This window comes from Sporolactobacillus sp. Y61 (assembly GCF_040529185.1).
Classification (GTDB): Bacteria; Bacillota; Bacilli; order Bacillales; family Sporolactobacillaceae; genus Sporolactobacillus.
The window spans coordinates 2857458-2881864 of the sequence record NZ_CP159510.1 but is presented as its reverse complement, the minus strand read 5'-3'; the positions used below and the strand labels follow the sequence as shown (position 1 = coordinate 2881864).

24 protein-coding genes, 1 pseudogene and 1 other annotated feature are annotated in these 24407 nt (G+C 46.7%); of the genes and pseudogenes, 20 read left to right on the top strand and 5 right to left on the bottom strand.

Annotated elements, in window-relative coordinates:
- The first annotated feature begins 75 nt into the window (after window positions 1–75).
- The 17 genes and pseudogenes from ABNN70_RS13815 (at window position 76) to rplT (ending at window position 16071) form a co-directional block, all read left to right on the top strand.
- Window positions 76–771, top strand: coding sequence for a response regulator transcription factor (locus ABNN70_RS13815; protein ID WP_129928145.1), 696 nt, complete (start codon window positions 76–78; stop codon window positions 769–771).
- Entirely contained in the window at window positions 752–2245 is a 1494-nt protein-coding gene (locus ABNN70_RS13810) for a histidine kinase dimerization/phospho-acceptor domain-containing protein (RefSeq protein ID WP_353948118.1), read from the top strand. The genes ABNN70_RS13815 and ABNN70_RS13810 overlap by 20 nt, the downstream gene beginning before the upstream one ends.
- Entirely contained in the window at window positions 2242–2475 is a 234-nt protein-coding gene (locus ABNN70_RS13805) for an ATP-binding protein (protein WP_353948117.1), read from the top strand. Before ABNN70_RS13810 ends, ABNN70_RS13805 begins: the two co-directional genes overlap by 4 nt.
- Before the next feature lie 82 nt (window positions 2476–2557).
- Window positions 2558–5187 (top strand): annotated as a pseudogene (gene polA / locus ABNN70_RS13800) (DNA polymerase I).
- 98 nt (window positions 5188–5285) lie between these two features.
- Entirely contained in the window at window positions 5286–6125 is an 840-nt protein-coding gene (gene mutM, locus ABNN70_RS13795) for a DNA-formamidopyrimidine glycosylase (RefSeq protein WP_129928148.1), read from the top strand.
- The gene (coaE, locus tag ABNN70_RS13790) at window positions 6122–6742 is read left to right on the top strand and encodes a dephospho-CoA kinase (RefSeq protein ID WP_353948116.1); all 621 of its coding nucleotides are present in this window, start codon (window positions 6122–6124) and stop codon (window positions 6740–6742) included. Before mutM ends, coaE begins: the two co-directional genes overlap by 4 nt.
- 71 nt (window positions 6743–6813) lie before the next feature.
- Entirely contained in the window at window positions 6814–7302 is a 489-nt protein-coding gene (gene nrdR / locus ABNN70_RS13785) for a transcriptional regulator NrdR (RefSeq protein ID WP_129928152.1), read from the top strand.
- Between the two features lie 63 nt (window positions 7303–7365).
- Window positions 7366–8406 carry a replication initiation and membrane attachment family protein gene (locus ABNN70_RS13780; RefSeq protein ID WP_353948115.1) on the top strand — a complete coding sequence of 347 codons (1041 nt, stop codon included), beginning with the start codon at window positions 7366–7368 and terminating at the stop codon, window positions 8404–8406.
- A gap of 8 nt (window positions 8407–8414) precedes the next feature.
- A complete protein-coding gene (locus ABNN70_RS13775; protein ID WP_353948114.1) occupies window positions 8415–8738 on the top strand; it encodes a DnaD domain protein in 324 nt (107 codons plus the stop codon).
- Window positions 8739–8761: 23 nt separating this feature from the next.
- Window positions 8762–9694 (top strand): primosomal protein DnaI, encoded by a 933-nt coding sequence (gene dnaI, locus ABNN70_RS13770; RefSeq protein WP_353948113.1) that lies wholly within the window; start codon window positions 8762–8764, stop codon window positions 9692–9694.
- A gap of 335 nt (window positions 9695–10029) precedes the next feature.
- Window positions 10030–10845: a putative sporulation protein YtxC gene (locus tag ABNN70_RS13765; protein ID WP_353949443.1), complete on the top strand. Its 816-nt coding sequence runs from the start codon at window positions 10030–10032 to the stop codon at window positions 10843–10845.
- 350 nt (window positions 10846–11195) lie between these two features.
- Entirely contained in the window at window positions 11196–11438 is a 243-nt protein-coding gene (locus ABNN70_RS13760; RefSeq protein WP_129928160.1) for a hypothetical protein, read from the top strand.
- Window positions 11439–11675: 237 nt separating this feature from the next.
- On the top strand, window positions 11676–12254 hold the full coding sequence (locus ABNN70_RS13755) for a DJ-1 family glyoxalase III (protein ID WP_353948112.1): 579 nt from the start codon (window positions 11676–11678) through the stop codon (window positions 12252–12254).
- 81 nt (window positions 12255–12335) lie between these two features.
- Window positions 12336–12560: a binding site (T-box leader), on the top strand.
- A gap of 90 nt (window positions 12561–12650) precedes the next feature.
- Complete coding sequence (gene thrS, locus ABNN70_RS13750; RefSeq protein ID WP_353948111.1) at window positions 12651–14582, top strand: threonine--tRNA ligase; 1932 nt, start codon at window positions 12651–12653, stop codon at window positions 14580–14582.
- A 265-nt stretch (window positions 14583–14847) separates the two neighbouring features.
- Complete coding sequence (gene infC / locus ABNN70_RS13745; protein WP_129928165.1) at window positions 14848–15351, top strand: translation initiation factor IF-3; 504 nt, start codon at window positions 14848–14850, stop codon at window positions 15349–15351.
- Window positions 15352–15418: 67 nt separating this feature from the next.
- Window positions 15419–15613 (top strand): 50S ribosomal protein L35, encoded by a 195-nt coding sequence (gene rpmI, locus ABNN70_RS13740; RefSeq protein ID WP_129928167.1) that lies wholly within the window; start codon window positions 15419–15421, stop codon window positions 15611–15613.
- Window positions 15614–15717: 104 nt separating this feature from the next.
- Window positions 15718–16071: a 50S ribosomal protein L20 gene (rplT, locus tag ABNN70_RS13735; protein WP_129928169.1), complete on the top strand. Its 354-nt coding sequence runs from the start codon at window positions 15718–15720 to the stop codon at window positions 16069–16071.
- Between the two features lie 82 nt (window positions 16072–16153).
- On the opposite strand, the gene ABNN70_RS13730 is transcribed toward rplT, so the two are convergent.
- The 4 genes from ABNN70_RS13730 to ABNN70_RS13715 form a co-directional block, all read right to left on the bottom strand.
- Complete coding sequence (locus ABNN70_RS13730; protein ID WP_353948110.1) at window positions 16154–18019, bottom strand: ABC transporter ATP-binding protein; 1866 nt, start codon at window positions 18017–18019, stop codon at window positions 16154–16156.
- The gene (locus tag ABNN70_RS13725) at window positions 18016–19857 is read right to left on the bottom strand and encodes an ABC transporter ATP-binding protein (RefSeq protein ID WP_353948109.1); all 1842 of its coding nucleotides are present in this window, start codon (window positions 19855–19857) and stop codon (window positions 18016–18018) included. The genes ABNN70_RS13730 and ABNN70_RS13725 overlap by 4 nt, the downstream gene beginning before the upstream one ends.
- Before the next feature lie 100 nt (window positions 19858–19957).
- The gene (locus ABNN70_RS13720; RefSeq protein ID WP_353948108.1) at window positions 19958–20686 is read right to left on the bottom strand and encodes a GHKL domain-containing protein; all 729 of its coding nucleotides are present in this window, start codon (window positions 20684–20686) and stop codon (window positions 19958–19960) included.
- On the bottom strand, window positions 20683–21399 hold the full coding sequence (locus tag ABNN70_RS13715; RefSeq protein ID WP_353948107.1) for a LytTR family DNA-binding domain-containing protein: 717 nt from the start codon (window positions 21397–21399) through the stop codon (window positions 20683–20685). The genes ABNN70_RS13720 and ABNN70_RS13715 overlap by 4 nt, the downstream gene beginning before the upstream one ends.
- A gap of 344 nt (window positions 21400–21743) precedes the next feature.
- Here ABNN70_RS13715 and ABNN70_RS13710 point away from each other — a divergent pair, with 344 nt between their 5' ends.
- Entirely contained in the window at window positions 21744–21884 is a 141-nt protein-coding gene (locus tag ABNN70_RS13710; RefSeq protein WP_165364203.1) for a hypothetical protein, read from the top strand.
- Between the two features lie 54 nt (window positions 21885–21938).
- Here ABNN70_RS13710 and sspI read toward each other — a convergent pair whose 3' ends face one another.
- Window positions 21939–22142, bottom strand: coding sequence for a small acid-soluble spore protein SspI (sspI, locus tag ABNN70_RS13705; RefSeq protein ID WP_129928177.1), 204 nt, complete (start codon window positions 22140–22142; stop codon window positions 21939–21941).
- 105 nt (window positions 22143–22247) lie between these two features.
- Between sspI and ABNN70_RS13700 the strand changes: the two genes are divergently transcribed.
- Together ABNN70_RS13700 and pheS are read left to right on the top strand one after the other, a co-directional pair.
- Window positions 22248–23015 (top strand): RNA methyltransferase, encoded by a 768-nt coding sequence (locus ABNN70_RS13700; protein WP_129928320.1) that lies wholly within the window; start codon window positions 22248–22250, stop codon window positions 23013–23015.
- Between the two features lie 351 nt (window positions 23016–23366).
- Window positions 23367–24404 carry a phenylalanine--tRNA ligase subunit alpha gene (pheS, locus tag ABNN70_RS13695; RefSeq protein ID WP_353948106.1) on the top strand — a complete coding sequence of 346 codons (1038 nt, stop codon included), beginning with the start codon at window positions 23367–23369 and terminating at the stop codon, window positions 24402–24404.
- Window positions 24405–24407 lie beyond the last annotated feature (3 nt).

Here is a 24407-nt window from a genome sequence, read left to right as displayed (position 1 = left end):
CATGCGAAAGGCTTCATTTTTAAGCTGGAAAATGTAAGAATGGAAAGAGAGAATCAACGCTGGAGGTGGTCCGACATGGCTAAAAAAATTCTTGTAGTGGATGATGAACCTTCAATCGTTACTTTACTTTCGTTCAATTTGAAAAAAGCCGGATATGAAGTCATTCCAGCTTATAAGGGATCTGAAGTCCTGCCTGTCGTTAAAGAACGGCATCCGGATCTAATCATACTGGATCTGATGCTCCCGGAGATGGACGGGATGGACATCTGCAAGAAGCTTCGTCAGGAGTTTATCATGATCCCTATTATTATGCTGACGGCACGTGATGATGAACTGGATAAAATACTGGGGCTTGAACTGGGAGCGGATGATTATATGACCAAACCATTCAGCCCAAGAGAAGTTATTGCCCGCGTAAAAGCCATTTTTCGACGGACAGAATTAGGCAGCCCGGAACAAAGCGAAGTGCTTGTGGCCGGTGAACTGAAAGTTTATCCAAATAAATTTGAAGCCACATTTAAAGAAAAAGAAATGATGCTGACACCGAAAGAGTTTGAGTTGCTTGTCTATATGATGAAGCACAAAGGTCGGGTCCTGACGCGTGAGCAGCTGTTAAACGCTGTATGGAATTATGATTTTGCGGGCGACACGCGTATTGTTGACGTTCACGTCAGCCATCTCAGAGACAAAATTGAAGATGTCACGCGCAAGCCGCTTTATATTAAGACGGTTCGGGGGTTAGGTTATAAACTTGAGGAGCCAAAGGGTTGATGTCAGACTGTGGATTCGCTGGGGATATGTCCTTTTCAGCCTCCTTTTTATTATCTACGTTTCAGATCAGGTCATTAAGGTGGCCTGCGCACAGCAGGATCGAACCATCATGCTGGACCGTGCGACCTGGATTGAGTCCGTTCTGGTACGGGGAAATCAGCTTGATCTGTCGCCGGTTCAAGAGGGACTGAAGGATTACGCGCAGAAAGAGAATGTACAGATTACTTTATATAACCCCAGAGGTGAGCAGCTTTTCGCAACCAGTCAGAATGCTTCGCGCCCCATCCATATTTCTCAGGTTAAGAAGCCCTCGTTTCATGTGAAAAATGAACATGCTCATTACATAACACCAGTCAGAGCAGATCAGAGGGTGGTCGGTTATCTGTGGATGCAAGCTCCAAAAACAGAAATCCTCGGCCTCGGTCTGCTCTATTTGTCGTTCTTTTTATTAGGTACGGGACTGCTGGTTTATCGCGATTATCTCGTTCGATCATATAAAGTTCCTGTCCGGTTCGCTTCGCGTATGGCGGAAAACATTCTGAACGGCCATTACAACATGATTGCCTCCAACAGTGAAAAGCATGACAGTGTGCTTCGACTTAATCTTGCTCTGAACAAATTGTCGGATGCCCTGCACGAGATGAGTCGCACCTATAGAAGTCAGCGGGACAGTATGGAGACGCTCGTTGAAAATATTGGTAATGGCCTGATCTTTATTGATGGCAACGGCAGAATCGAATATATCAATCGGACGTTTAAGGAAGACTTCAGGACCAGTGCCGGTCACTGGGAGCTCGCTGATTATCAGGAAGTCATTCCATATCCGGAAGTGAACGCCTTAATTCAGCAGGTGTTTAAGAGAAAAAAACGGTTAACGAAGCAACTGCAGCTCGCCATACATATCGAGCGGAAACATTTTGATGTGTCCTGTGCGCCCATTCTGGATAAACATCATCATGTTCGCGGGATTGTTGTGGTATTCCATGATATCACCGGGATTAAAAAACTGGAAAATATGCGTCGTGACTTTGTGGCCAATGTCTCCCACGAACTGAAAACGCCGATCACGTCTTTAATTGGTTTCGCTGAAACGCTGCTTGACGGGGCAAAAGATGATAAACAGATGGAAGAGCAATTCCTTAATATCATTTTGCAGGAGGGGCACCGGCTGCAGAGTCTGGTCAATGATCTTCTGGAACTGTCAAAAATAGAACGTGCACATTTTGTTATTGACTGGCAGACGGTCTCTCTTTCACAGGTGATGGATGCCGTTCTTCTGATGTTCCATGAAAAGGCTGAAAAGAAGCAATTGAAACTGATCCGTAAAGCGGGGCCGGAAGGATGGTCACTGGGAGATCCTTACCGCATCCGTCAGATTATGATCAATCTGATTAATAACGCCATTGCTTATACCCGGAGAACGGCAGTATTACCCTTTCGATTACTGAGTCGTCTCATTATGCAAAGTTTATGATCGCGGATACCGGAATGGGAATGACTAAGGATCAGATTCCGCGAATTTTCGAAAGGTTTTACCGCATTGATAAAGCGAGAAGCCGTGACTCCGGTGGCACAGGACTTGGACTCGCTATTGTCAAGCATCTGGTCGAAGCCCACGAAGGTCGCATCGATGTCGAAAGTGAACCGGGTAAGGGAACGACATTTACCATATCTTTCAAAAAGGCTCCCGCTCCGATTGGATAAAAAACGAATGTTGCTTTAAAATGATTAGAGAATATCCGATAAAGACAGGCCATTCGTTTTTCTAATGATCAGGAGGCGGGCTATGAAAAAACTTGTATTAATTGACGGCAACAATGTGGTTTACCGGGCTTTCTTCGCGCTTCCCCTGCTCAGTAATACCCAGGGGATGTATACGAATGCGATATATGGATTCACGATGATGCTTCTGAAGGTCATTGACGAGGAGAAGCCGACACATCTCCTCGTCGCGTTCGATGCCGGGAAAACGACGTTCAGGCATCAGACGTATGCGTCATATAAGGGCGGCCGGCAAAAAACACCTCCCGAGCTTTCTCAGCAGTTCCCTTTTGTCTATGATCTTCTGGACAAGATGGGGATCAAACGCTACGAACTGGATAATTATGAGGCGGATGATATTGTCGGCACCCTGTCAAAGCAGGCGGCCGGACAGGGTTATGAGGTCCGGATTGTCACCGGGGATAAGGATTATCTGCAGCTTGTCGGCAATCATATCCATGTCTCGCTGATCAAAAAGGGCATTACCGATACGGTCGATTACGATCATGCAGGGGTGATGAAACGGTATGGTATTGGGCCGGAAGCCGTCATTGATCTCAAAGGTCTCATGGGAGATGCTTCCGACAATATCCCGGGCGTGCCCGGAGTCGGTGAAAAAACAGCAATAAAGCTTCTGAGTCAGTTTGGTTCGGTGGAAGGAGTTTATAAACGGATTGATGAAGTGTCCGGGAAGAAACTCAAAGAAAATCTGATCAATAATCAGGAACAGGCGAAGATGAGTAAGAGCATTGCTACGATCGATCGGGAAGCGCCGGTTACGGTGACGCCGGATGCCTGTACCTATGCGCATAAAGTGACGCCGGAAATGATTGACCTGTTTAAGGAATTTGGTTTCCAGTCACTTATTGAGCGATTGGCCCCCGATGAAGCACAGTCTTCTTTTGATTCCTCTGAAGCCATTCAGGTGGAGCCAATCGACCGGTTTACGCGTGATCAGCTTGGCTCACCGAGTGCCCTTATCGTTGAAATGCTTGAGGAAAACTACCACTATGGGACAATTATCGGTTTTGCTGTTTCTAATACTCAGGGGACCTGGTTCATTAAAACAGACCAGGCGCTTAAAGACGATACGTTCAGGGCCTGGCTCTCTGATGACAGCAGAAAGAAAGTGCTTTTAGACAGTAAGCAGGCTGAGGTGGCTCTGAAATGGCGGAATATAGATCTGCGCGGTATCGATTTTGATGTCAGTCTGGCCGCTTATCTGATTGATCCCGCTGAAGCTGGGCAGGGATTTACAAGACTTGCCCGGAAGCATGGTATGAACTATATTGAACCGGACGATTTAGTTTATGGAAAAGGAGCGAAACAAAAGATTCCTGAGGATGATCGGCTTGCACGTCATCTCGGGAATAAAGCTGCTGCTCTTCTGAAATTGAAACCCCTGTTAATTGAGGAACTGAAAAAGAATAAACAGGATAAACTGCTTTTTGATCTCGAAATGCCTCTTGCGCGTGTGCTGGCAAAAATGGAATTTACCGGTGTCAGAACGAGTGCACAGACGCTTGAAGATATGGGGAAGGAACTCGATCAGACACTGGCGGTTATCGAAAAGGACATCTATCAGATGGCCGGATTGAAGTTTAATATCAATTCTCCGAAACAGCTGGGAGAGATCCTTTTTGAAAAGCTTGGTTTGCCGGCCATTAAGAAAACAAAAACAGGCTATTCAACAGCCGCTGATGTTCTGGAAAAACTGCGCGGACGGCATGAAATTATCGACAGGATTCTTGATTTCCGCCAGCTTGTCAAATTAAAATCCACTTATGTCGAGGGCTTGCTCAAAGTGATTAACCCGGATACGGGAAAGATTCATACCCGTTACAATCAGGCCCTGACACAGACCGGCAGACTCAGCTCCACTGATCCGAATTTGCAGAACATTCCGATCCGGCTGGAAGAAGGTCGGAAGATCCGTAAAGCTTTTTTACCGGCTGAGAAGGGCTGGCAGATGTTCTCGGCGGATTATTCTCAAATAGAACTGCGTGTTCTCGCACATATTGCTGATGATGATCATTTGAAACAGGCCTTTATCGATGGACTGGATATCCATACCAAAACAGCGATGGATGTTTTCGGCGTGGATCGTGAGAACGTCACACCGCTGATGCGGCGGCATGCCAAGGCTGTAAATTTCGGTATTATTTACGGGATCAGTGATTATGGACTCTCGCAGAACATCGGCATTACACGGAAACAGGCAGGAAAGTTTATTGAAAAATATCTCGAAAGTTATCCGGAGTTCAGCGTTATATGAAAGAAATTGTCGAAAGCGCAAGAAGAAATGGTTATGTGACGACATTACTCAATCGGAGACGCTATCTTCCTGATATCCGAAGCAGAAATTTTAACAGGCGCAGTTTTGCAGAAAGAACCGCAATGAATACACCGATTCAGGGCAGTGCGGCCGACATCATCAAGCAGGCGATGATCAATATGGACCAGCGTCTTGAAGCATTGCATCTTCAATCGCGTATGCTTCTCCAGGTGCACGACGAACTTATTTTCGAAGTTCCTGAGGAGGAGCTTGAAACTATGAAACAGGTTGTTCCTGAGATTATGGAGCATGCCATTGAACTGACTGTACCCCTGAAAGTAGAATGCGCCTGCGGTCCGACATGGTATGATGCCAAATAACGGGTACAGGTCATTCTTTGCGGGAAAAAGATAAGAAAAACGAAGCTGGCCATTCTGCAACCGGCCAGCCGTTTTTTAACATACAGAGGGGAAATATTATGCCTGAGTTACCTGAGGTAGAGACGGTGAAAAGGACATTAAATCAGCTTGTCATCGGGAAGACGGTGAAAAGTGTCGAAGTACGCTGGAAGAAAATCATTCGCAGACCGGAAGATACGGACGCATTTTGCCGTTTGTTGCGCGGACAGACTATTCATCATGTTGGTCGAAGAGGAAAATTTCTGCTGATCTATTTTGACCGGTATGTACTGATTTCTCATCTGCGCATGGAAGGAAGATACAGGCTGGATCCGGAATCTGAACCGGTTGATCAATATACGCATGTCATCTTCCACTTTACCGATCGGACGGCACTCCGTTACCGGGATGTCCGTAAATTTGGGACGATGCACTTATTTAAAAAAGGAGAGGAGTGGAATCAGCTTCCACTGAATAAGCTCGGCCCGGAACCCTTCTCCCCGTCGTTTACAGCCGATACTCTGGCTGCGGCCTGTCGAAAAACATCAAGACCGGTTAAACCTTTTCTTCTTGATCAGTCAATCGTCGTCGGACTGGGGAATATTTACGTAGATGAGGCCCTGTTCCGGGCAGGAATTCATCCTCTGAGTCCGGCATCTTTCCTGACGAAGCGTGATATTTCCAGACTCTTCAGGGCTATCGTTGGTACTTTGAAAGCAGCGATAAAAATGGGTGGAACCAGTATCCGGACATTTGTAAACAGCCGGGGAGAAATGGGCTTTTTCCAGCAGAAACTGCAGGTTTACGGACGCGCCGGAGAGCCTTGTCTAAACTGCGGAACTCTGATTGAAAAAATAAAAGTTGACGGGCGGGGTACACACTTCTGTCCATCCTGCCAGAGAAGAAGGCGCGCCAGATGATCATCATTGGGCTCACAGGAGGAATCGCCAGCGGGAAAAGCACCCTGTCCGCCTGGCTGAATCGGCATCATTATCCGCTGATCGATGCGGACCGGATTTCCCGTGAGGTTGTCGAGCCGGGGAGTGGTGCACTGAAGCAAATTGCGGATGCTTTCGGCCCGCATATCCTGCACAAGGATGGTTCTCTTGACCGGCAGGCGCTTGGCAGGATTATTTTTACAGATAAGGAGAAACGGCGAAGGCTGAATGAAATGCTGCATCCCCTGATTCGTGCGCGTATGAGGAAAGAAATTTCCACCTTCAGGAAGCTCGGCGCACCGGTCGTTTTTCTCGATGTCCCGCTGCTTTTTGAAGGCGGTCTGGATCACTGGGCGGATAAGACGATCGTTGTCACGGTGAACCGGGAAAATCAGTTGCACAGACTGATGACGAGAAACGGATTAAGTCGATCGCAGGCAGAAACACGTATAGCAGCTCAGATGTCTCTTAAGGAGAAAGAGCGAAAAGCGAGCGCTGTGATCGATAATAATGGGTCTATCCGGCAGACAGAAGAACAAATGGCGGCCCTGCTTAAACTCTGGGGCATCTCCTGCTGCCCGGATAACCGGAGAATTTAGCCAGACCTTTTCATACGTGACCGTGTAGGATAAAATGAAAGTAATATATACCACAAATAAGAGGTGGGAAAATGCGCTGTCCAAGCTGCAGAAAAGATGGGACAAAAGTGCTGGACTCTCGTCCTGTTAACAGCGGACGGGCTATTCGGAGACGTAGAGAATGTGAATTCTGTCATTATCGTTTCACAACTTTTGAGAAGGTTGAAGAAATGCCGCTTGTCGTTGTCAAAAAGGGAGACAACCGGGAAGCATTCAGCAGAGATAAAATTCTGCGCGGTCTGATTAAAGCCTGTGAAAAAAGGCCGGTGCCGCTTGAGCAGCTTGAGGATCTGGCAAACAGTGTTGAAAAAAAGCTGCGCGACCAGGGGCGTTCAGAGGTCAACAGCCATGAAATCGGTGAACTGGTGATGAATGAACTGGCAAAAGTAGATGAAGTGGCTTATGTCCGTTTTGCATCCGTTTATCGTCAGTTTAAAGATATTAATGTTTTTGCACGCGAGATACAGGAACTGAAAGATCAGCTGGAAAAAGAAAAAGGCAGCAAATCAGATCACTCCTGAAAGTGTGTCAGGCTCTCCGTCGTTTCCGCTGATTGACAAAGGATGAGGGGAGGATGCAGTGCAATGCTGCAATCATGGAAAGAAATTTTGCCCGGCGATCATTATGCGGTCCGATCAGTCGGGATTCTTCATTTCTATGACCAGAAAATTATTACGAGTTTGTATCAGCCGCTGGTTGGAATTGAAGCCACAAGCCTGTATTTTACCCTCTGGCAGGAGCTGGATGCGTCTGTACAGGGGATTCTGTCCACTCATCACCATCTGATGAGTGTGATGAATCTGTCACTTGATCGGATCCTTAAGGCAAGAAAGAAACTGGAGGCTGTCGGACTGATGCAGACGTTAAAGAAAAAGCAGTCCGACCCGGGCCTGTTTCTATACCGGCTTTTTCCTCCAATGACACCCGCCCGTTTTTTTCATGATGATCTTCTGAGTGTGTTTCTCTATCATCAGATCGGGTCGCGTGATTTTAAAAAGCTGGCGCAGCTTTTCGAAGTGAAAACCATTCGCATGGACGAGTTCCAGGATCTTTCGGCAGCATTCGATGATGTTTTCGAATCCCTTCCTTCGGGGGAGGTTTCTGAGGAAAAAGCAGCAACACCTGATGGGACATCCTGGGAAGGACGTGCGGAATCGGGGCAGATTCATCTGCGCAAACCATTCAATTTTCAAGAACTGAGAGGTTACCTTTCCGATGCTATACTTACTGAGGATGCGCTGACCGATGAAGTCAAGGCAGCCGTTGAAAAACTGGCATTTGTCTATCAGACAACGCCTTTTGATATGAGCCGGGCAATTGAATCGGCCTCACTACATACCGGTATCGTTGATATCGAGATGCTCCGGAAAGAGGTCAGAGACTTCTACAAACTGGAACATGGTCCGGAAGAAATGCCTGCCCTGTACGATCGGACCCAGCCGTCATCACATAGTGAAATGAAAGGTAAAGAACCACGTAATGAGAAAGAACAGCTGATCGCCTGGTACGAAACCAATTCGCCTTACCAGCTGCTTGAACAGCTTGGGTATGGCAGTCGTCCGGCGGCGCCGGACCTCAGACTGGTTGAGAATCTGATGTTCGACACGAAACTGCCCCCGGTGTAATTAATGTATTGATTGATTATGTGGCGAAAGTCAACGATAATAATTTAAATAAATCTTTTGTCGAAAAAATAGCCGCCCAATGGTCCCGGGCAAATGTCCGGACAGTTCGTGAGGCGATGTTTGTGGCAAGAGAGGAGAAAAGAAAACGGGATGATCAGAAACAGTCTCCAGTTAAAAAGACGAACCGTCCGCGCCGGACAGCCGAGCGTGTGCATCATGAGGTTGTCCCGGAATGGATGAAAGGGAAAAATCATGAAACAAAGGACAAAGTCTCTGAAGAAGAAGCCAGAAAAAGAGCCAAATGGCTGGAAGATTACCTGAACAGCATCTGAAGCTATTTGCCGGGAGTGGGAAAATGGAGCCGATCAAATCACTGATGAAAGGTCTCATAGGCCAGCAGGAACTTCAACGTCGTACGGAAAAAATAAGAAAAATGCTAATAGAAAACCCGAAAATCCGGTCATTTATGGACCAAAATCCACAAATTGACCAGGAAAAATGGACCAGACATCTGCCCGAACTGTATCAGTTTGTCGAGGAATGGCAACATTGTGCCCATTGTCCGGGCCTTGAGCAATGTCCCAATATGATGAAGGGATTTCGCCCGGAACTGATTAATGATCATGGCGATCCGGCTTTGACTTTCAAAGCCTGTCCTCTGCTTCGTGAAGATCAGAACAGGCGTCGTCAAAGCAGGTTGATTCGCAGTTACTATGTGCCCAAAGAAATACTGAGCGCAACATTTAAAACCATTGACAAAAATGAAGTGGGGCGTCAGGAAGCGCTGAAAGCGGCTGGTGATTTTGTCCGTGATTATCTTAAAGATCCGGAAACAGCCAAGGGGCTGTATCTATGCGGTGAATTTGGAGTTGGAAAGACCTATCTGATGGGGGCAATTATGAATAGTCTTGCTCAGAAACGTCATGTCGCCTCTCTGATCATTTATGTCCCTGATTTCTTCAGAGAAATTAAGGGCGCCATTCAGGATAATACCGTTGATTCCAAACTGGATGTGCTGAAAAAAACGCCCGTTCTGATTCTGGATGATATTGGTGCAGAGACGATGACACCCTGGGTACGTGATGAGGTGCTGGGCAGTGTCCTTCAATATCGCATGATGGAGCATCTGCCCACTCTGTACACCTCTAATTTTAACTATGATGAGCTGGAAAACCACTTTTCCTATTCTCAGAAAAGCGGGATAGAAAATGTCAAAGCCAAACGAGTGATGGAACGTATTCGACATTTTACTAAATTGATTCAGATGGATGGCAAAAATCGAAGATAAATCAGTGCGGCAAGGGTTGCCGCTTTTTTTTTCCCGCATGAACGGGCAGGTCCACCTCCGGGTCATGCGGGTAAACGAATTGGCCGGGCCGGGGATACCTTGCTGTAAAATCCCGCCGGATTCAACAACGAATAATCCGATTCGTGGGGGATGCGCAGGCTAAAATGCGTACGTCCTATCGCAACGCCTGCACGAAAACGTCCTGTACGCTCGGGCTCCCCACTGATTGACGTTTCACTTTATTTTCCAGATGGTTTTTTTATACGTATGATTCGTTCCTTCCACCCATATAGTTGTAAAAAGAATAGGACGGGGAGGAAGAATCATTGGATATTGTGTTTGAGACAAGGCAGGAAGCGGTTGAATTTTACAGGAGGATGCCGTCTGCTTACAGACAGGATGTCCGTGTACTGCTGTTTAACAGCCGTCTGGCCATATTTCCGGAAACGGGCACCGACTGGAGGACTTTATCTTCCCTGATAACAAAATATATCATAGGGAAATATGAGAACGGCTGGTTGTATAACATCATCGAGAAATATTATTTTTTTAAGGATCCGGGAGAGAAAACAGCCATCATGAATATTATCACGGCCATTCTCGCCGGTGAAAAAAACGATCTTCCGCGCATGGAGACACTGCCGGACCGGAAACAGCTGATTCAGGAGGCGCTGGAGGGTGTTTTGACGGAACACAGTACCCTCTCTTTTGCATCCATTTTACATTTCCGACTCACTTCATATAAGCGGACATTGCGACGGATCACCGAGCTGGCCATTGATGAATATAAGCTGGAGCAGGAATATCAGGTTTTTATTGATAAGCTGCGCCGGATTATCCGCGCGTACAAACCGCTTTGTGAAAAAATCGAAGTCTATGATGATGAACCGTTCAAAATCTTTGACGAAAATCACCGGCTGATCCGCAATGTACAGTCTGTACGCTCCTTTTATCCGTTACTCAGACAATGGGGGATCGACGCGGAGCCCTCCATAATCCTGAGCCTGATCGCTCTGGCACCGGAGCAGGTAGTCATTTTTACAGATCGTCCGGAACACAGCATTATGAAAACACTGAGTACAGTATTTGAAGATCGGGTTTTTTTCTTTCCACGGGAAGTTCAGACGGAGCATGGAGCGGGATTTCATTGAAAAAAGGCAGAATTAAGGGTTTACAAAATGAATGACCAGGGATATACTGGAAAAAGTGAAACAAATGAAGGAGGCCATCGCAATGATGACTGAAAATGTCAGAACGACTACAGCATCAACTGAATACGATTTGACGATGGTCCCGGCATGAACTGACAGTGAGACAGATAAAAAAATTGAACTGAAGAACAGCCGCAGGCCACCGGTATCTGCGGTTTTTTTGCGCTCTTTTTTCTGAAAGACCGCGGATCCGTAATGGACTGCGGCCTTTTTGCGTCTTGTGTATAAGGTTGTCCCGCCGGTGCGGGATACCTTTATATAAATACAATGAAAACAGGAGGCATTGAAAGATGCAACAGCTTGCAGTGAAAGCGCCCCGTACCATTGCGGGGAAGAATTTTTTGAGAGAAACCATCCCGGTACAGGGAGGAGGGAAACGAATGCTGAGTATAAACTTTCTGACCATCAGTCTGACGGTATCAGTCAGACCGTCCAGGTCAAGAATTCGGCGCTATGAGGACAATAAACGGATTAAACGGCTGCGGGAAGATATGCTGAACCGGCGGGCTGAGATGTCACGTTATCTTTATTAATGCGAGCATGAAAAATACGTTACAGGGGGAGATTAGAATGATGAAATATAAGGTATATGTATTCAGAAAATCAGAAGCAGTACGTAAAGCGGGTATGATCATCCGGTGACTGCCGGCAGCCGGCCGACCCTCAGGGTTGTGCCCGGCTGCCGGCTTTTTTCTCTACAGCATGAGCGTATCATCTGGATGATGGATATGGTACGATAAAGACAATGAATCTGAACAGGAGGGATCTTTTTGAAGAGAATACTTGTGCTTCTTGCTGAGGGCTTTGAAGAAACAGAAGCAGTCACAGCGATTGATGTACTCCGCAGAGGCGGTGTGGAAGTGGTTCTGTGCTCTCTTGGCGGCAAACTGGTCGAAGGTTCCAGACATATAGTGATTCAGGCAGATACGGACATCAACAGTTCCGGACTGAAAGATTTTGACGGTATTTATCTGCCGGGAGGAACGAAAGGGGCGACAACACTCCGGGACGATGAACGTGTTCAGGAGCTGATCCGCTATTATCATGACAGTGGGAAAAAAGTAGCGGCCATTTGTGCGGGACCGATTGCCCTGGAACGTACCGGTATATTGAAAGGTGAAACGGTGACCAGCAATCCGGATTTCAGGAGCCATATCAAAGATGCTGATTATTCGGAAGATCCGGTCGTTGTCTCCGGGAATATTATTACTTCGAGAGCAGCCGGAACGACGCTCCCGATTGGTCTGGAGATCCTGCGTCAGCTCGGACTGACTGAGAAAGCAGAACAGGTCAGTAAAGACATGCTGTTTGATTTTCTGATGGCGAATAAGGAGAAAATAAAAGCGTAACCTGTGCTTTTCGCGTTCTTTCATGGGGTCACTTGATTTTCTTTCATGGGGAGCCTATAATCAGTTTATACTTTGAATATATGATCGGTGAAGATGAGGACACGGATTTTCCTGTTCTGTTTTCAGAGAGGAGGCGTCTGGTGCAAGCCTCTGGCAGACGGGTTGATTTACCACCTCTGAGCTTTGGCGGAGAAATGAGTATCTGCCGGCGGACACCTGTCCGTTATCAGCAATCTTGAGCCGCCCGGATACTGCAGATTCGGGCGGGAACAAGGGTGGAACCACGAGAAAGCACTCGTCCCTTTAGCGGACGGGTGCTTTTTTATTTTTTCTTTCTTCATTCACCTGGTCTTTCAAAGCAGTGCTGAAAAACATGTTACTTAGGAGTGAATATCTATGTCTGAAATTAATCTGACTTTTCCTGATAAGTCAGTACGTAAATTTCCGCAGGGCGTAACGACTGAACAGGTCGCCGCTTCTATTTCGAACAGTCTGAAGAAGAAGGCTGTCGCCGGAAAGATTAATGGTGAATTATATGATGTCACAAGACCCATTGAAAAAGATGCGGCAATAGAAATTCTCGGTCTGGATACGGATGAGGGACTGCACATCATGAGACACAGTTGTGCTCATCTGCTGGCACAGGCACTCAGGCGCCTTTATCCCGATGTAAAACTCGGAATCGGCCCGGTGATCGAAAACGGTTTTTATTACGATGTTGATCTCGAACATTCACTGACGAAGGACGATTTCCCGGCAATCGAAAAAGAAATGAAGAAGATTGTCAGCGAGAATCTTCCAATTACCCGTGAAGAAATTTCCCGTGCGGATGCGCTGAAGATATTCAGTGAGATCAATGATCCGCTGAAACTGGAACTGATCCATGATCTTCCGGAAGACGCGACGATCTCCATTTACAGGCAGGGTGAATATGTGGACCTCTGCCGCGGACCACATCTTCCTTCTACCGGCCGGATCAGGGCGTTTAAGCTGATGAGCGTTGCCGGGGCTTACTGGCGCGGCGACAGTAATAATAAAATGCTGCAACGCGTGTACGGTGTCGCTTTTCTGAATCAGAAAGATCTGGATAAACATCTTCACTTTCTTGAAGAGGCCCAGAAACGGGATCACCGTAAACTGGGAAAACAGCTGGAACTTTTCATGTTTTCTGAAGAAGCGCCAGGCATGCCGTTTTATCTGGAAAACGGACAGATCATCCGTACGGAACTTGAAAATTTCGCCCGTGAACTGCAGCGCCAGAATGACTATGAAGAGGTCCGTACGCCGCTGATCATGAATCAGAGGTTGTGGGAGAATTCGGGGCACTGGGACCATTACCACGAGAATATGTATTTTACGAAAGTGGATGATGTCAATTATGCCCTCAAGCCGATGAACTGCCCCGGGCATATGCTCATATATAAAGACACCCTGCATTCCTACCGGGATCTGCCCATCCGGATTGCCGAATTCGGTCAGGTTCACAGGCATGAACTCAGCGGAGCACTTAACGGTTTGCTGCGTGTGCGCACGTTCTGCCAGGATGATGCCCATATTTTTGTCCGCCCGGATCAGATTGAAAGTGAAATCAAAAATATTTTCAAATTGATTGGAAAAATTTACAGCACATTTGGATTTGATTATTCGGTTGAACTGTCGACAATGCCTGAAGACCACATGGGTACAGTTGACATGTGGCAGAAGGCGGAGAAAGCCCTGAGCAATGTACTGGAAGCCATTCATATGCCTTACACCATCAACGAAGGGGATGGCGCATTCTACGGGCCGAAGATTGATTTCCATATCAAGGATGCGCTGGGAAGAAGCCACCAGTGTGCAACGATTCAGCTGGACTACCAGATGCCGGAAAAATTTGATTTGACCTATATTGATGAGAACAATGAGAAGGTCCGCCCGGTCGTTATTCACCGCGCCGTTTATGGTTCACTGGACAGATTCTTTGCCATTCTCATCGAACATTTTGCCGGGGCGTTCCCGACCTGGCTGGCACCGGTTCAGGCTGAGCTGGTTCCGGTTGCAGATGTTCATCATGATCACGTCAGGAAACTGGAACATGATCTGAAAATGGCCGGAATCCGCGCCCATGCCGATCTCCGTGGGGAGAAACTCAGCTACAAGATTCGTGATGCCCAGACTCACAAAATACCGTACACTCTGGTCATCGGTGATCAGGAAATTAAAGAGGACAGTGTAAATGTACGCAAATACGGTGAAAAGGCAACGAATACACTGCCTTATGAGGATTTTAAAGCCCATATTCTTGAAGAGATCCGGAAACGCATCACAAAGAAACCAATTGTGAAATAAGGAAATACCTTGCAATTACCGGGGCGTCATGGTATACTTTTTGAGTTAATGAATCGAGTAAAAGCGGAGGCGCCCGGCTTCTCACCTGAACGACGCAGCAATGCTGTTGTCAGGTTGAACAGGTAACAGAATGAACATACGGGCGTTTTGTGCGCCCGTATTTTTGTATGTGCAGGTATTGAGACCTGAAAAGCGGTCTTTTCAGATCCCGGCAGCCTGTGTTTTACTCACATAAAACTGGAGGTGTCTCAATATTAGCAAAGACATGATTGTCAATGAGGGGATCCGTGCTCAGCAGGTTCGGCTCATCGGTCAGAATGGGGAACAAATCGGTATAAAGTCCAAGGCGGAAGCTTTGACAATGGCCCGCCACGTTAATCTTGATCTGGTTATGGTAGCACCCGGAGCCAAACCGCCGGTATGCCGCATTATGGATTACGGTAAGTTTCGCTTTGAACAGCAGAAAAAGGAACGTGAAGCCCGTAAGAAGCAGAAAGTGATCAATATTAAAGAAATACGGCTAAGCCCGAGTATCGAGGAACATGATTTTAATACGAAAATGCGTAATGCAAAAAAGTTTCTTGAAAAAGGTGACAAAGTCAAAGCTTCGGTCCGCTTCAGAGGACGCGCGATCACACATTCTAATCTCGGCCGTCAGGTCCTTGAGAAGCTTGCTCAGGAATGTGCAGATATCAGCGTTGTCGAAGCAAGGCCAAAGATGGAAGGACGCAGTATGTTTCTCGTACTGGCTCCTAAAGTCGAAAAGTAAGAAAACAGGATCGGGTGTTTATGCAGAGGTTTTCATGCAGCCCGCTTCCGTCAGGAGGAATTATTTTATGCCAAAAATGAAAACACACAAAGGTGCCGCAAAGCGTTTCAAGAAGACAGGTACCGGTAAAATGAAACGGAATCATTCATATACCAGCCATATGATGATTCATAAGTCACAGAAGCAGAAACGTAATCTCCGCAAGGGTACAATGGCAACGTCTACTCTGGCGAAAAAAGTCAAGAAAATGATTAATGACTGAGATAACCAGTATATTTTTTAATAGCCGTTCAGACTGAGTGGATCCGCTGATGATGCGGACATACTGATATGCGGTCTGGCGGCCTATTTTAGGAGGTTTTTACAATGGCAAGAGTAAAAGGCGGATATGTAACCCGACGCAGACGTAAGAAAGTATTGAAGCTCGCCAAGGGTTATTTCGGCGCAAAACATAAATTATTTAAAGTGGCACAAGAGCAGGTCTTCAAATCACTGACCTATGCTTACCGTGACCGTCGTCAGACGAAACGGAATTTCCGTAAGCTGTGGATTGCACGGATCAATGCTGCAGCACGGATCAACGGTCTGTCTTACAGCAAAATGATTTACGGTCTGAAGGCGGCTGGTATCGAAGTCAACCGGAAGATGCTCGCTGATCTGGCCGTACACGACGAAAAAGCATTTGCAACGCTTGCTGAAAAAGCAAAAGCCGCAATGTAACACATTTTCATCCATGAAACACCCCCGCTTATCAGACAGATAAGTGGGGGTGTTTCTGTTATTCAGGTGATAGGGCCTTCTGTCAGGCATTCTCTTTGTAGTACTGCGCCTGCGCCTGCCACAGTTTGAAATACTGCCCATTCTCTTCATGGATCAGTTCGTTATGCGATCCACTTTGGATCAGGTTGCCCTTATTGAACACAAGAATGCGATCACAGAAACGGCAGGAAGACAGGCGGTGTGAGATATAAATAGCCGTCTTATTACCGACAATCTCCTGGAATTTTGCGTATATCTCATATTCTGCAACGGGGTCCAGCGCAGCCGTTGGTTCGTCCAGAACAACGAACGGGGCATTTTTGTATAGAGCACGGGCGATAGCGATTTTCTGCGCTTCACCGCCGGAAATATCAACGCCGTCATCACCAACTTTATAGAGCGGTGTATCCAGCCCCTCCGGCATCCTTCTGATCCGATTGCCAACACCTGCCTCATCCAGACAGGCCATCGCACGTTCACGGTCATAATGCACATCGGTTGCGACATTCTGACCGGCAGAGAACGCGAAAAGCTGAAAATCCTGAAAGACGACAGAGAATAGGTTCAGGTATTCCTGATAATTATATTTCTGAATATTAATACCGTTAAGCAGAATTTCTCCTTCCTGTGGATCATAAAGGCGGGTCAGAAGTTTGATGAACGTCGTTTTTCCGGATCCATTTCTGCCGACTACCGCAAAGTGCTGGCCGATTTTCAGCTTGAGAGAGATGTTTTTCAGTGCCGGGGACTCCGCACCAGGATATGTGAAAGATACATTTCTGAACTCTATTTCATAATCATTATCCATCCGTTTCTCAACAGGCAGGGTCCCTTTATATTTTGGATTCGGGGTATCGAGAAAATCAAAATACAAATTGACGTAATCAATATTCTGCCAGCTGTCGGTCGCCGAAGTAATCAGTTCAGCAAAGCCTGTTGTAAATTGACTGATCGCTCCGACATACTGAACAACGGAACCGATACTGATCAGGCCGATCAGCGCCTTCATACCGACAAACAGATAGACAAAACCGGTGATGATTGAAGAAATAGCTGCATTAACCCCATAAAAGCGACTTTGTTTTTTTGATATATCATGTTCAAATAATTTCTGATTGCCTGTTATAAAGCGTTTATATGACTCACTGATGAGCGATTGCTGCTGGTAAATGCGGACGTCTTTTCCAAATTTATGATCTTCCATCAGGTCTGCATAAAAAGAGAAAATCCGATTGATCGGCATCACACGATCCATCCTTTTAAACGCCCATTTACTGAATCGGGCGTTTGACCAGACGGTGTATGCAGATGAAAGGATAATCATTCCCAGAAACAGTACCGAAAGCCATGGTGAGGCAATAAATGAATGAGAAACGTTTGAAGCAGGTGGAATAAAGACCGGAAAAGCAAGTATGATTGAGAACACTACGGTACATAAACTGGTCAGGAACCGTTCGGTCAGCTCTGGTAATTGCCAGATACCTCTCCTATGCATTTGACAGGCTTCATCAATTTTTTGTTTTCTTAAATGAAAGTCAGGCTTTTCCACATTTTCATAATCTGTACTGAGAATCAGTCCGTCCATTTCTATCTTTCCAAAATAATATAAACGATAATCGCCCTTGTCTTTGATCCGCTCCATGGCTTTCTGCAAAAGGAGGGCCGCCAGATTCAGAATGATAGCAGTACCAACTAAGAAAGCAAGCTTTGAGACGGAACGGGAGCCAAAGAGTTCATCGATAATCCGGGCCGTTATATAAATTGTAATGAATGGGCTGAATGATTTCAGCAGCGCTCCGGCTGCAGCCGCCGGGAGAAGGGAGGGGACCATCCGCTGAACAATCCCCATTCCCCTCCAGAGAATATGCCACCTGTCTTTAAGTGATGTTTTGTCCGTTGTCCGGTTCATAGGCGTTCACCCTCGTCTTTTAGTTCGTCAATATGATCCCTGTAATAATGGCTTTGAATCGTGAACAGCCGGGCATATTTACCATTTTTCCTCATGAGTTCGTCGTGTGTCCCACTTTCCGCAATCTTTCCATCAGATAGGAAAATAATTTTGTCGCAGAAGCGGGTGCTGGACAATCTGTGGGAAATAAAGATGGATGTCCGGCCCGAAACAAGTTTTCCGTAACGCTGGTAGAGCTCGTCTTCGGCAATGGGGTCAAGAGCGGCTGTCGGCTCATCGAGTATTAAAAAGGGTGATTCCTTATACAATGCTCGCGCCAGCAGCAGTTTCTGAAGCTCTCCCCCGGAAAACTGCACCGCGCCTTCGTTCACTTCTTTAACCATCATCGTATTGACCCCATTAGTGAGGCCGTCTATTTTTTCTTTCAATCCGGAGAGCTCCAGGCAGCGGCCGACTCTATCCGGGTCAATAGTCTTACTTAACTGGGGCGCAATGTTCCGGGCAATGGAGACGGGCAGGATATGAATATCCTGAAAAACGGCAGTGAATAAACGATAATAATCATCCCTGTTGAAGGTGGTCATGTCTTTTCCATTGATGAGAATTCGTCCAGATGTCGGATGGTAAAAGCCGCAAAGTAATTTAATACAGGTGGTCTTTCCGGCACCGTTCATGCCGACAAGAGCTATTTTTTCGCCTTGTTCGATGTGCAGGCTGACATCATCCAATATCTTTCTTCCACTACCCGGATAAGAAAAAGAAACATGATCAAACGTGATGGAACATGGCCAGTGTCCCCTTTCCGGCAGAGGAATGCCTTTACCACGGTTGAAATAGTCTTTGAGGCCGAGATAATTACGGACATCACAGATTTCCAGACTCATATGTTTGACTTTCGACAAATGGTCCGTCAGTCCGGTCATCCATATAGAAAATCCAGCAATGGTACCAAAATAGAGCGTGAAATTCGCCACGGTCATCTGGCCGTTCAGTACAAGATAGAGCAGATAGGTATAGGCAACGCCATCCCGCAGGAAAGCCATCAGACCGACAGCGCCATCGGCAAAATAATGGCGAAGCCCGATACGATGCAGCCAGAGTGTCCGCTCTGCCATTAATCCTTGAAATCTCTGACCAAACCAATGGGTCATCCGGTAAAGCCGTAAATCTTTACCGGATGAGAAGTCATTGCATTTTTTAATCAGATAGTCCAGTTTCTTTTCAGTTGGCGTCCAATCGTCTTTGTGCTGATGTTCATAGTTCTGTGCATGATTGGCAAATAAAAGGCCGATGAAAGCCGTGCCCAGTAAAAAAGCGATCAAGAGGGGGTTCAATGCGGTCAGTATCCCTCCATAAAGGGCGATGCCGAACAAATTAGCTGACAGCATAATTAATGCATTGATGATCGCTTCGGTACCGCTGCTGTTTGAGTAATTCGCCTGGAATGCTTTTTCTAATTTTTTCTGTCCTTCCGGACTCTCCAGGTTTTCATAATCTGTATCCATGATCTTCTCATAAATAAGGCCGAGGTAACGCATTCTGATTGATGTGACATTCCATCTGATCCAGGCTTCCAGTGATTGGCTGATTACGCTGCAAGCAATGATGCCCAGTGTTGCCACTCCAATGACAGTCGCGAACTGAAAAAGGCCCGCCTTTTCAGTCAGACTGTCAATCACCAGCTTCGGCATCAGAATTCCAAGAAAAGGAAGAAAAACAAGTGCCGGAATCCTGACAATAGAAAGAAAAAGTAATTTTCTGTTCCAGTGCCATACATTCTTGATCACGTAACCGATATTCTGTAAAGTGGAATATTCCGGTTTGTTTTTTGATCTCATCTGGCTCAACTCCTTGTTCTTCTAATGTAGCATCGGTTATTCAGTTATAAATAAAAAAGCGCACGAACGGTATCGATTCGCGCACGAATGGTTTATAAATTCACAGTGGCAACATAATCTCCGTCGCAAAGACGCCGGGTTCATTCTGTCGGTTAAGGTAGCCGCCGTACTTCCTGATGAGGGTGTCGATGCGTTTCAGACCGTATCCGTGTCCGCTGCCTTTCGTCGTAAGATACCGCCCGGTTCTGACTTTATTCAGTTCGCCGGCAGAATTGGTGACGGACAGGTATAGCTGCTGTTTGAACACCCCAATGTAGATTCGGATAAATCGGTCATTAATCCGCGGCACTTTTTCGCAGCCTTCCATTGCGTTGTCAAGCAGGTTGCCGATGATGCTGCACAGGTCATATTCATTGACCGTAAGGACGGCGGGGACCTGTGCTTTGGCGTTAACCCTGATTTTACGGGCAGCCATTAAGGAGAGTTTGCTGTTGAGGATGGCGTCCAGACGGATGTTTCCGGTCTTGATGACCGTATCCACGGTCTCCAGGTCGTTATCAAGCCTGTCCAGATAATCTTTCAGCTCATCCAGCTGGTTCATGGCCAGATGTGCTTTCATCGCCTGAATATGATTGTGATAGTCGTGCCGCCAGCCGCGCATTTTCATATAGATGTTCTGAACTTCTTCGTAGTGCTTGACCAAAAGATCATTCTGATAGCCGGCAACGCGTTGATCAATATGTTTAGAAATAGCCAGCCGAATAAAGAAATACAGGCCGTAAGCGAATGCGGCTATGCCGAGAGGGACCAACAACCACAGATAAATCATCTTCCAGACCCCCTGAAAAAATCAATAAAAGCCTGATTCGCCGCCTTATAGCAGCGTCTGCTCACCGGAATCTGCCTCCCGTTGTCGAGGATCATTTCATTCTTTCCAAATCTACGGATGAAACGTAAACCGACTAAATAGGAGCGATGCGGGCGGAAAAAGGTGCCGGGATCCAGCATTTTTTCAAGATTTTCGATGCTCATATTTACTCGAAGGTGCTGGTTCGTCGTCGTCATGTCCAGGGTATGGGCGAAGGCTTCCGCGCAGACGATCTCGTTCTGCGGGATCCGCTGCATTTCTCCGCCCGATTCAACCAGTATGACTTTCGGCTTGGTTTTGTTTCTCTTCGAAGCCCGATTGAGGCAGGAGTAGAGTTTCTCCTCTTTTACCGGCTTCATCAGATAATGCAGGGCTGAGACTTCATAACCCTCATCCATATAATCCGAGTAGCCGGTGATGAAAATGATGGCCAGTGATTCGTCGCATTTGCGGATGGTTCTGGCGAGCTCCATGCCGTTCAGCCCCGGCATCTGAATATCGAGGAGCAGTACGTCATAACTTTTATCTTTGCTCCAGGAAAAAAGAAAGGCCCCGGCGGATATGAAATTTTCAGTAATAGCATGGATTCGGTTATTTGACGCCCACTTGTTCACAAGCGAGGTCAGATAGTCACACTGCGTTTTGTCATCATCACAGATTGCAATTTTCATCATGGTCAGACTCCGACTATAAAGGATAAATCTATCATACCTTACGTGCACTGAATCAGCCAGGGGGCGGAGGATGGAAGAGAAGATCGGTCGGATGGCTGAGGAGGTATACTGATTTTTATTAGAATCTCAGTGAGCATACTCGCCACTTCAGTGGTGGGATGAATCACTGAGCCTGGACTCTATTTTGATTTAACCGTGTGAAAATGGGAAAAAGCCCGTTCATGTGAATATAGTGAACAAAATATGAAACAATCGATCATAGATGATATGCTGTTTTTATAAGTAAGCGGGTAACAAGTCACGGATCCGCAAAATCTATTTTTGATACAGGGAGCGATGACATCGTGCTTACCGAACAGCTGACTATTACTGAATTGTTTCTGAAAATCAGACAGCGTCTGGACCGTGTTGAAGACACTATTTCTTATTTAAATGAACTATGTGATGCTATTGAGAAACGGGAATCGTTGCGGAAAGAAGCCTGATTTGTTGATGAATGTGAAAGATCGGAAAGGTATCCTTTCCGATCTTTTTCCGTATTAAACGCCCTGTTCCAGTCGCGTCAGCATCTGATCTCGAAAGGATGCATCCGATTTATTCCAGATGACTTCAAGCAGAACGCCGAGACCCGGGAGCATCTTTTCCTCACCCTTACGTATGGCGTCGACGATCGTCTCCTGAAGCTGTTCTTTGTTATCTCCGGACAGGTTATGCATCACGGCACGACGAATATCAAGATCCATTTTATTCTCTCCTTTCCTCAGGCATTCATTTCTGACAATATGGTATAGTATGGATAATGTCAGGCAGATTATGCAGACCAGAAGGAGTTCTTGTATTTGAGAAGAATGGTATCCATGCAAAATGAGAAAGTCAGACGGTGGAAAAAATTAAAATTGAAGAAATGGCGGGAACGTGAGCAGGCTTATTTGATTGAAGGGCCGCATCTTGTTCAGGAAGCCGCCCTGTCTGCCCGCCACTTATTAAATACAGTTCTAATTGATGAAGCGTTCCATCTTCCTGCGGACTGGCCGCTGGATGGCGTTGAGGTTTATCAGGTGACGCATAAAATTTTTACTGAGCTTTCCGATACTGAGAAGCCGCAGGGGATTATCGGGGTATGCAGGATGGCGCATCCTGATGTATCCATCGATCAGGGCCGTTACCTGCTGGTTGATGGTGTTCAGGATCCGGGGAATCTCGGTACTTTGATTCGAACCGCTGATGCGTTCGGGATCGACGCCGTGTTCTTAGGTGAAGGAACCGTAGACGGGTATAACAGCAAAACGCTGCGCTCAGCTCAGGGCTCACATTTTCATCTGCCGGTGCTTCATCAGAATCTTTTTCACGTGGTGGCGGAGTTGAAAGGGCAGGGCATCCCGGTGTACGGTTCCTCACTTCAGGGCGAAGATATGTCACAGAAGAAAGTTCGGGAAAAGCCTTTTGGACTGATTGTCGGAAATGAGGGGAATGGCGCAAGCCCCGAACTGCTTGCCGAAGCAGACCTGAAAGTGAAAATACCGATGGCCGGGCGCGCCGAATCGATGAATGTTGCCGTGGCGGCAGGTATTCTTCTGTACTGGCTGGACGTGGAAGGACTTGCACATTCAAAATAAAATGCCTATACTATCCATATACGACAAAAAAACGCAGGATATTTAATGAATCACATTTAAATAAAAAGCTGTGATGGAGAGCAGTACTCCTGTACCGCCGCCCAGGGATAATGCGTCATCGACTGGAAGCGCGTTTGCGAAACGGACAGGACGAATTCACTCCGGAGCTGCCGTCTGAACGCTGATAAAGCCAAGGACGCGCCGGCTGATCGTCGTTACAGGATAGTTGAGTGGACAGTAGTTTTTACATTATTGTCAACAAGGGTGGTACCGCGACGCTTCGTCCCTTTTCAGGGACGGAGCTTTTTTTATGCATCAGATACGAAAATACAGGAAGGGATGGAACAGAGCATGCTAAAGGACAAACTGATTGAACTGCGGAGAAAAGCGCTGGACAGCATTTCATCTGCAGATAATCTGAAAAAGCTCCAGGAGATTCATGTACGTTTTCTGGGGAAAAAAGGACCGATTACCGAAGTGCTGAAAGGGATGGGAAAGCTTTCGAAAGAAGAACGGCCGGTCGTCGGTCAGCTGGCGAATGATGTCCGTAAGGTGATCGCAGAAGGGATTGATCAAAAGAAAGCGGAAATTGAAAAAGCTCTTCTCGAACAGAAACTGGATCGGGAGAAAATTGACGTCACTCTGCCGGGAAGAAGGGTTCGGACAGGAGGGCATCATCTGTTGGCATCGGTGATCCGCGAAGTAGAGAATCTGTTTATCGGACTTGGATTCTCTGTAGCCGAGGGACCTGAAGTTGAAGAAGATTATTATAACTTCGAAGCACTGAATCTGCCTAAAGATCACCCGGCACGTGACATGCAGGATTCCTTTTATATTACCGATGAGATTCTGATGCGGACACATACCTCACCGATGCAGGCAAGAACGCTTGAGGCGCATAAAGGAAAAGGGCCGGTAAAGATTATCTGTCCAGGCAAAGTTTACCGCCGTGACACGGATGATGCGACGCACTCTCACCAGTTCATGCAGATTGAAGGTCTTTATGTTGACCACCATGTCAGGCTGAGCGATCTGAAGGGGGTACTTACCGTTTTTGCCAGGCATATATTCGGACCGGAACGGGAAATCCGGCTTCGCCCAAGCTTTTTCCCATTTACTGAACCCTCGGTGGAAATGGATATTTCCTGCTTCCGGTGCGGTGGACAGGGTTGCCCGGTCTGCAAAGGTACGGGCTGGATTGAAATCCTTGGCGCAGGCATGGTTCATCCGAATGTTCTCCGGATGTCGGGCTTTGACCCGACTGCATACACGGGTTTTGCTTTCGGTATGGGTCCGGAACGCATTGCCATGCTGAAATATGGCATTGAAGATATCAGGCACTTTTACACAAACGACATCCGGTTTCTGAAACAATTCAAGAGGGCATGAGAG

Bases quoted from the DNA above. Each gene is read 5' to 3' on its own strand.
- ABNN70_RS13760 (WP_129928160.1), top strand. From the start codon at position 11,196: ATGCAACAGCTTGCAGTGAAAGCGCCCCGTACCATTGCGGGGAAGAAT.
- nrdR (WP_129928152.1), top strand. From the start codon at position 6,814: ATGCGCTGTCCAAGCTGCAGAAAAGATGGGACAAAAGTGCTGGACTCT.
- mutM (WP_129928148.1), top strand. From the start codon at position 5,286: ATGCCTGAGTTACCTGAGGTAGAGACGGTGAAAAGGACATTAAATCAG.
- rpmI (WP_129928167.1), top strand. From the start codon at position 15,419: ATGCCAAAAATGAAAACACACAAAGGTGCCGCAAAGCGTTTCAAGAAG.
- ABNN70_RS13720 (WP_353948108.1), bottom strand. From the start codon at position 20,686: ATGATTTATCTGTGGTTGTTGGTCCCTCTCGGCATAGCCGCATTCGCT.
- ABNN70_RS13815 (WP_129928145.1), top strand. From the start codon at position 76: ATGGCTAAAAAAATTCTTGTAGTGGATGATGAACCTTCAATCGTTACT.
- infC (WP_129928165.1), top strand. From the start codon at position 14,848: ATGATTGTCAATGAGGGGATCCGTGCTCAGCAGGTTCGGCTCATCGGT.
- thrS (WP_353948111.1), top strand. From the start codon at position 12,651: ATGTCTGAAATTAATCTGACTTTTCCTGATAAGTCAGTACGTAAATTT.
- ABNN70_RS13805 (WP_353948117.1), top strand. From the start codon at position 2,242: ATGATCGCGGATACCGGAATGGGAATGACTAAGGATCAGATTCCGCGA.
- coaE (WP_353948116.1), top strand. From the start codon at position 6,122: ATGATCATCATTGGGCTCACAGGAGGAATCGCCAGCGGGAAAAGCACC.
- ABNN70_RS13730 (WP_353948110.1), bottom strand. From the start codon at position 18,019: ATGAACCGGACAACGGACAAAACATCACTTAAAGACAGGTGGCATATT.
- ABNN70_RS13780 (WP_353948115.1), top strand. From the start codon at position 7,366: ATGCTGCAATCATGGAAAGAAATTTTGCCCGGCGATCATTATGCGGTC.
- ABNN70_RS13715 (WP_353948107.1), bottom strand. From the start codon at position 21,399: ATGATGAAAATTGCAATCTGTGATGATGACAAAACGCAGTGTGACTAT.
- ABNN70_RS13725 (WP_353948109.1), bottom strand. From the start codon at position 19,857: ATGAGATCAAAAAACAAACCGGAATATTCCACTTTACAGAATATCGGT.
- pheS (WP_353948106.1), top strand. From the start codon at position 23,367: ATGCTAAAGGACAAACTGATTGAACTGCGGAGAAAAGCGCTGGACAGC.
- dnaI (WP_353948113.1), top strand. From the start codon at position 8,762: ATGGAGCCGATCAAATCACTGATGAAAGGTCTCATAGGCCAGCAGGAA.
- ABNN70_RS13700 (WP_129928320.1), top strand. From the start codon at position 22,248: ATGGTATCCATGCAAAATGAGAAAGTCAGACGGTGGAAAAAATTAAAA.
- rplT (WP_129928169.1), top strand. From the start codon at position 15,718: ATGGCAAGAGTAAAAGGCGGATATGTAACCCGACGCAGACGTAAGAAA.
- sspI (WP_129928177.1), bottom strand. From the start codon at position 22,142: ATGGATCTTGATATTCGTCGTGCCGTGATGCATAACCTGTCCGGAGAT.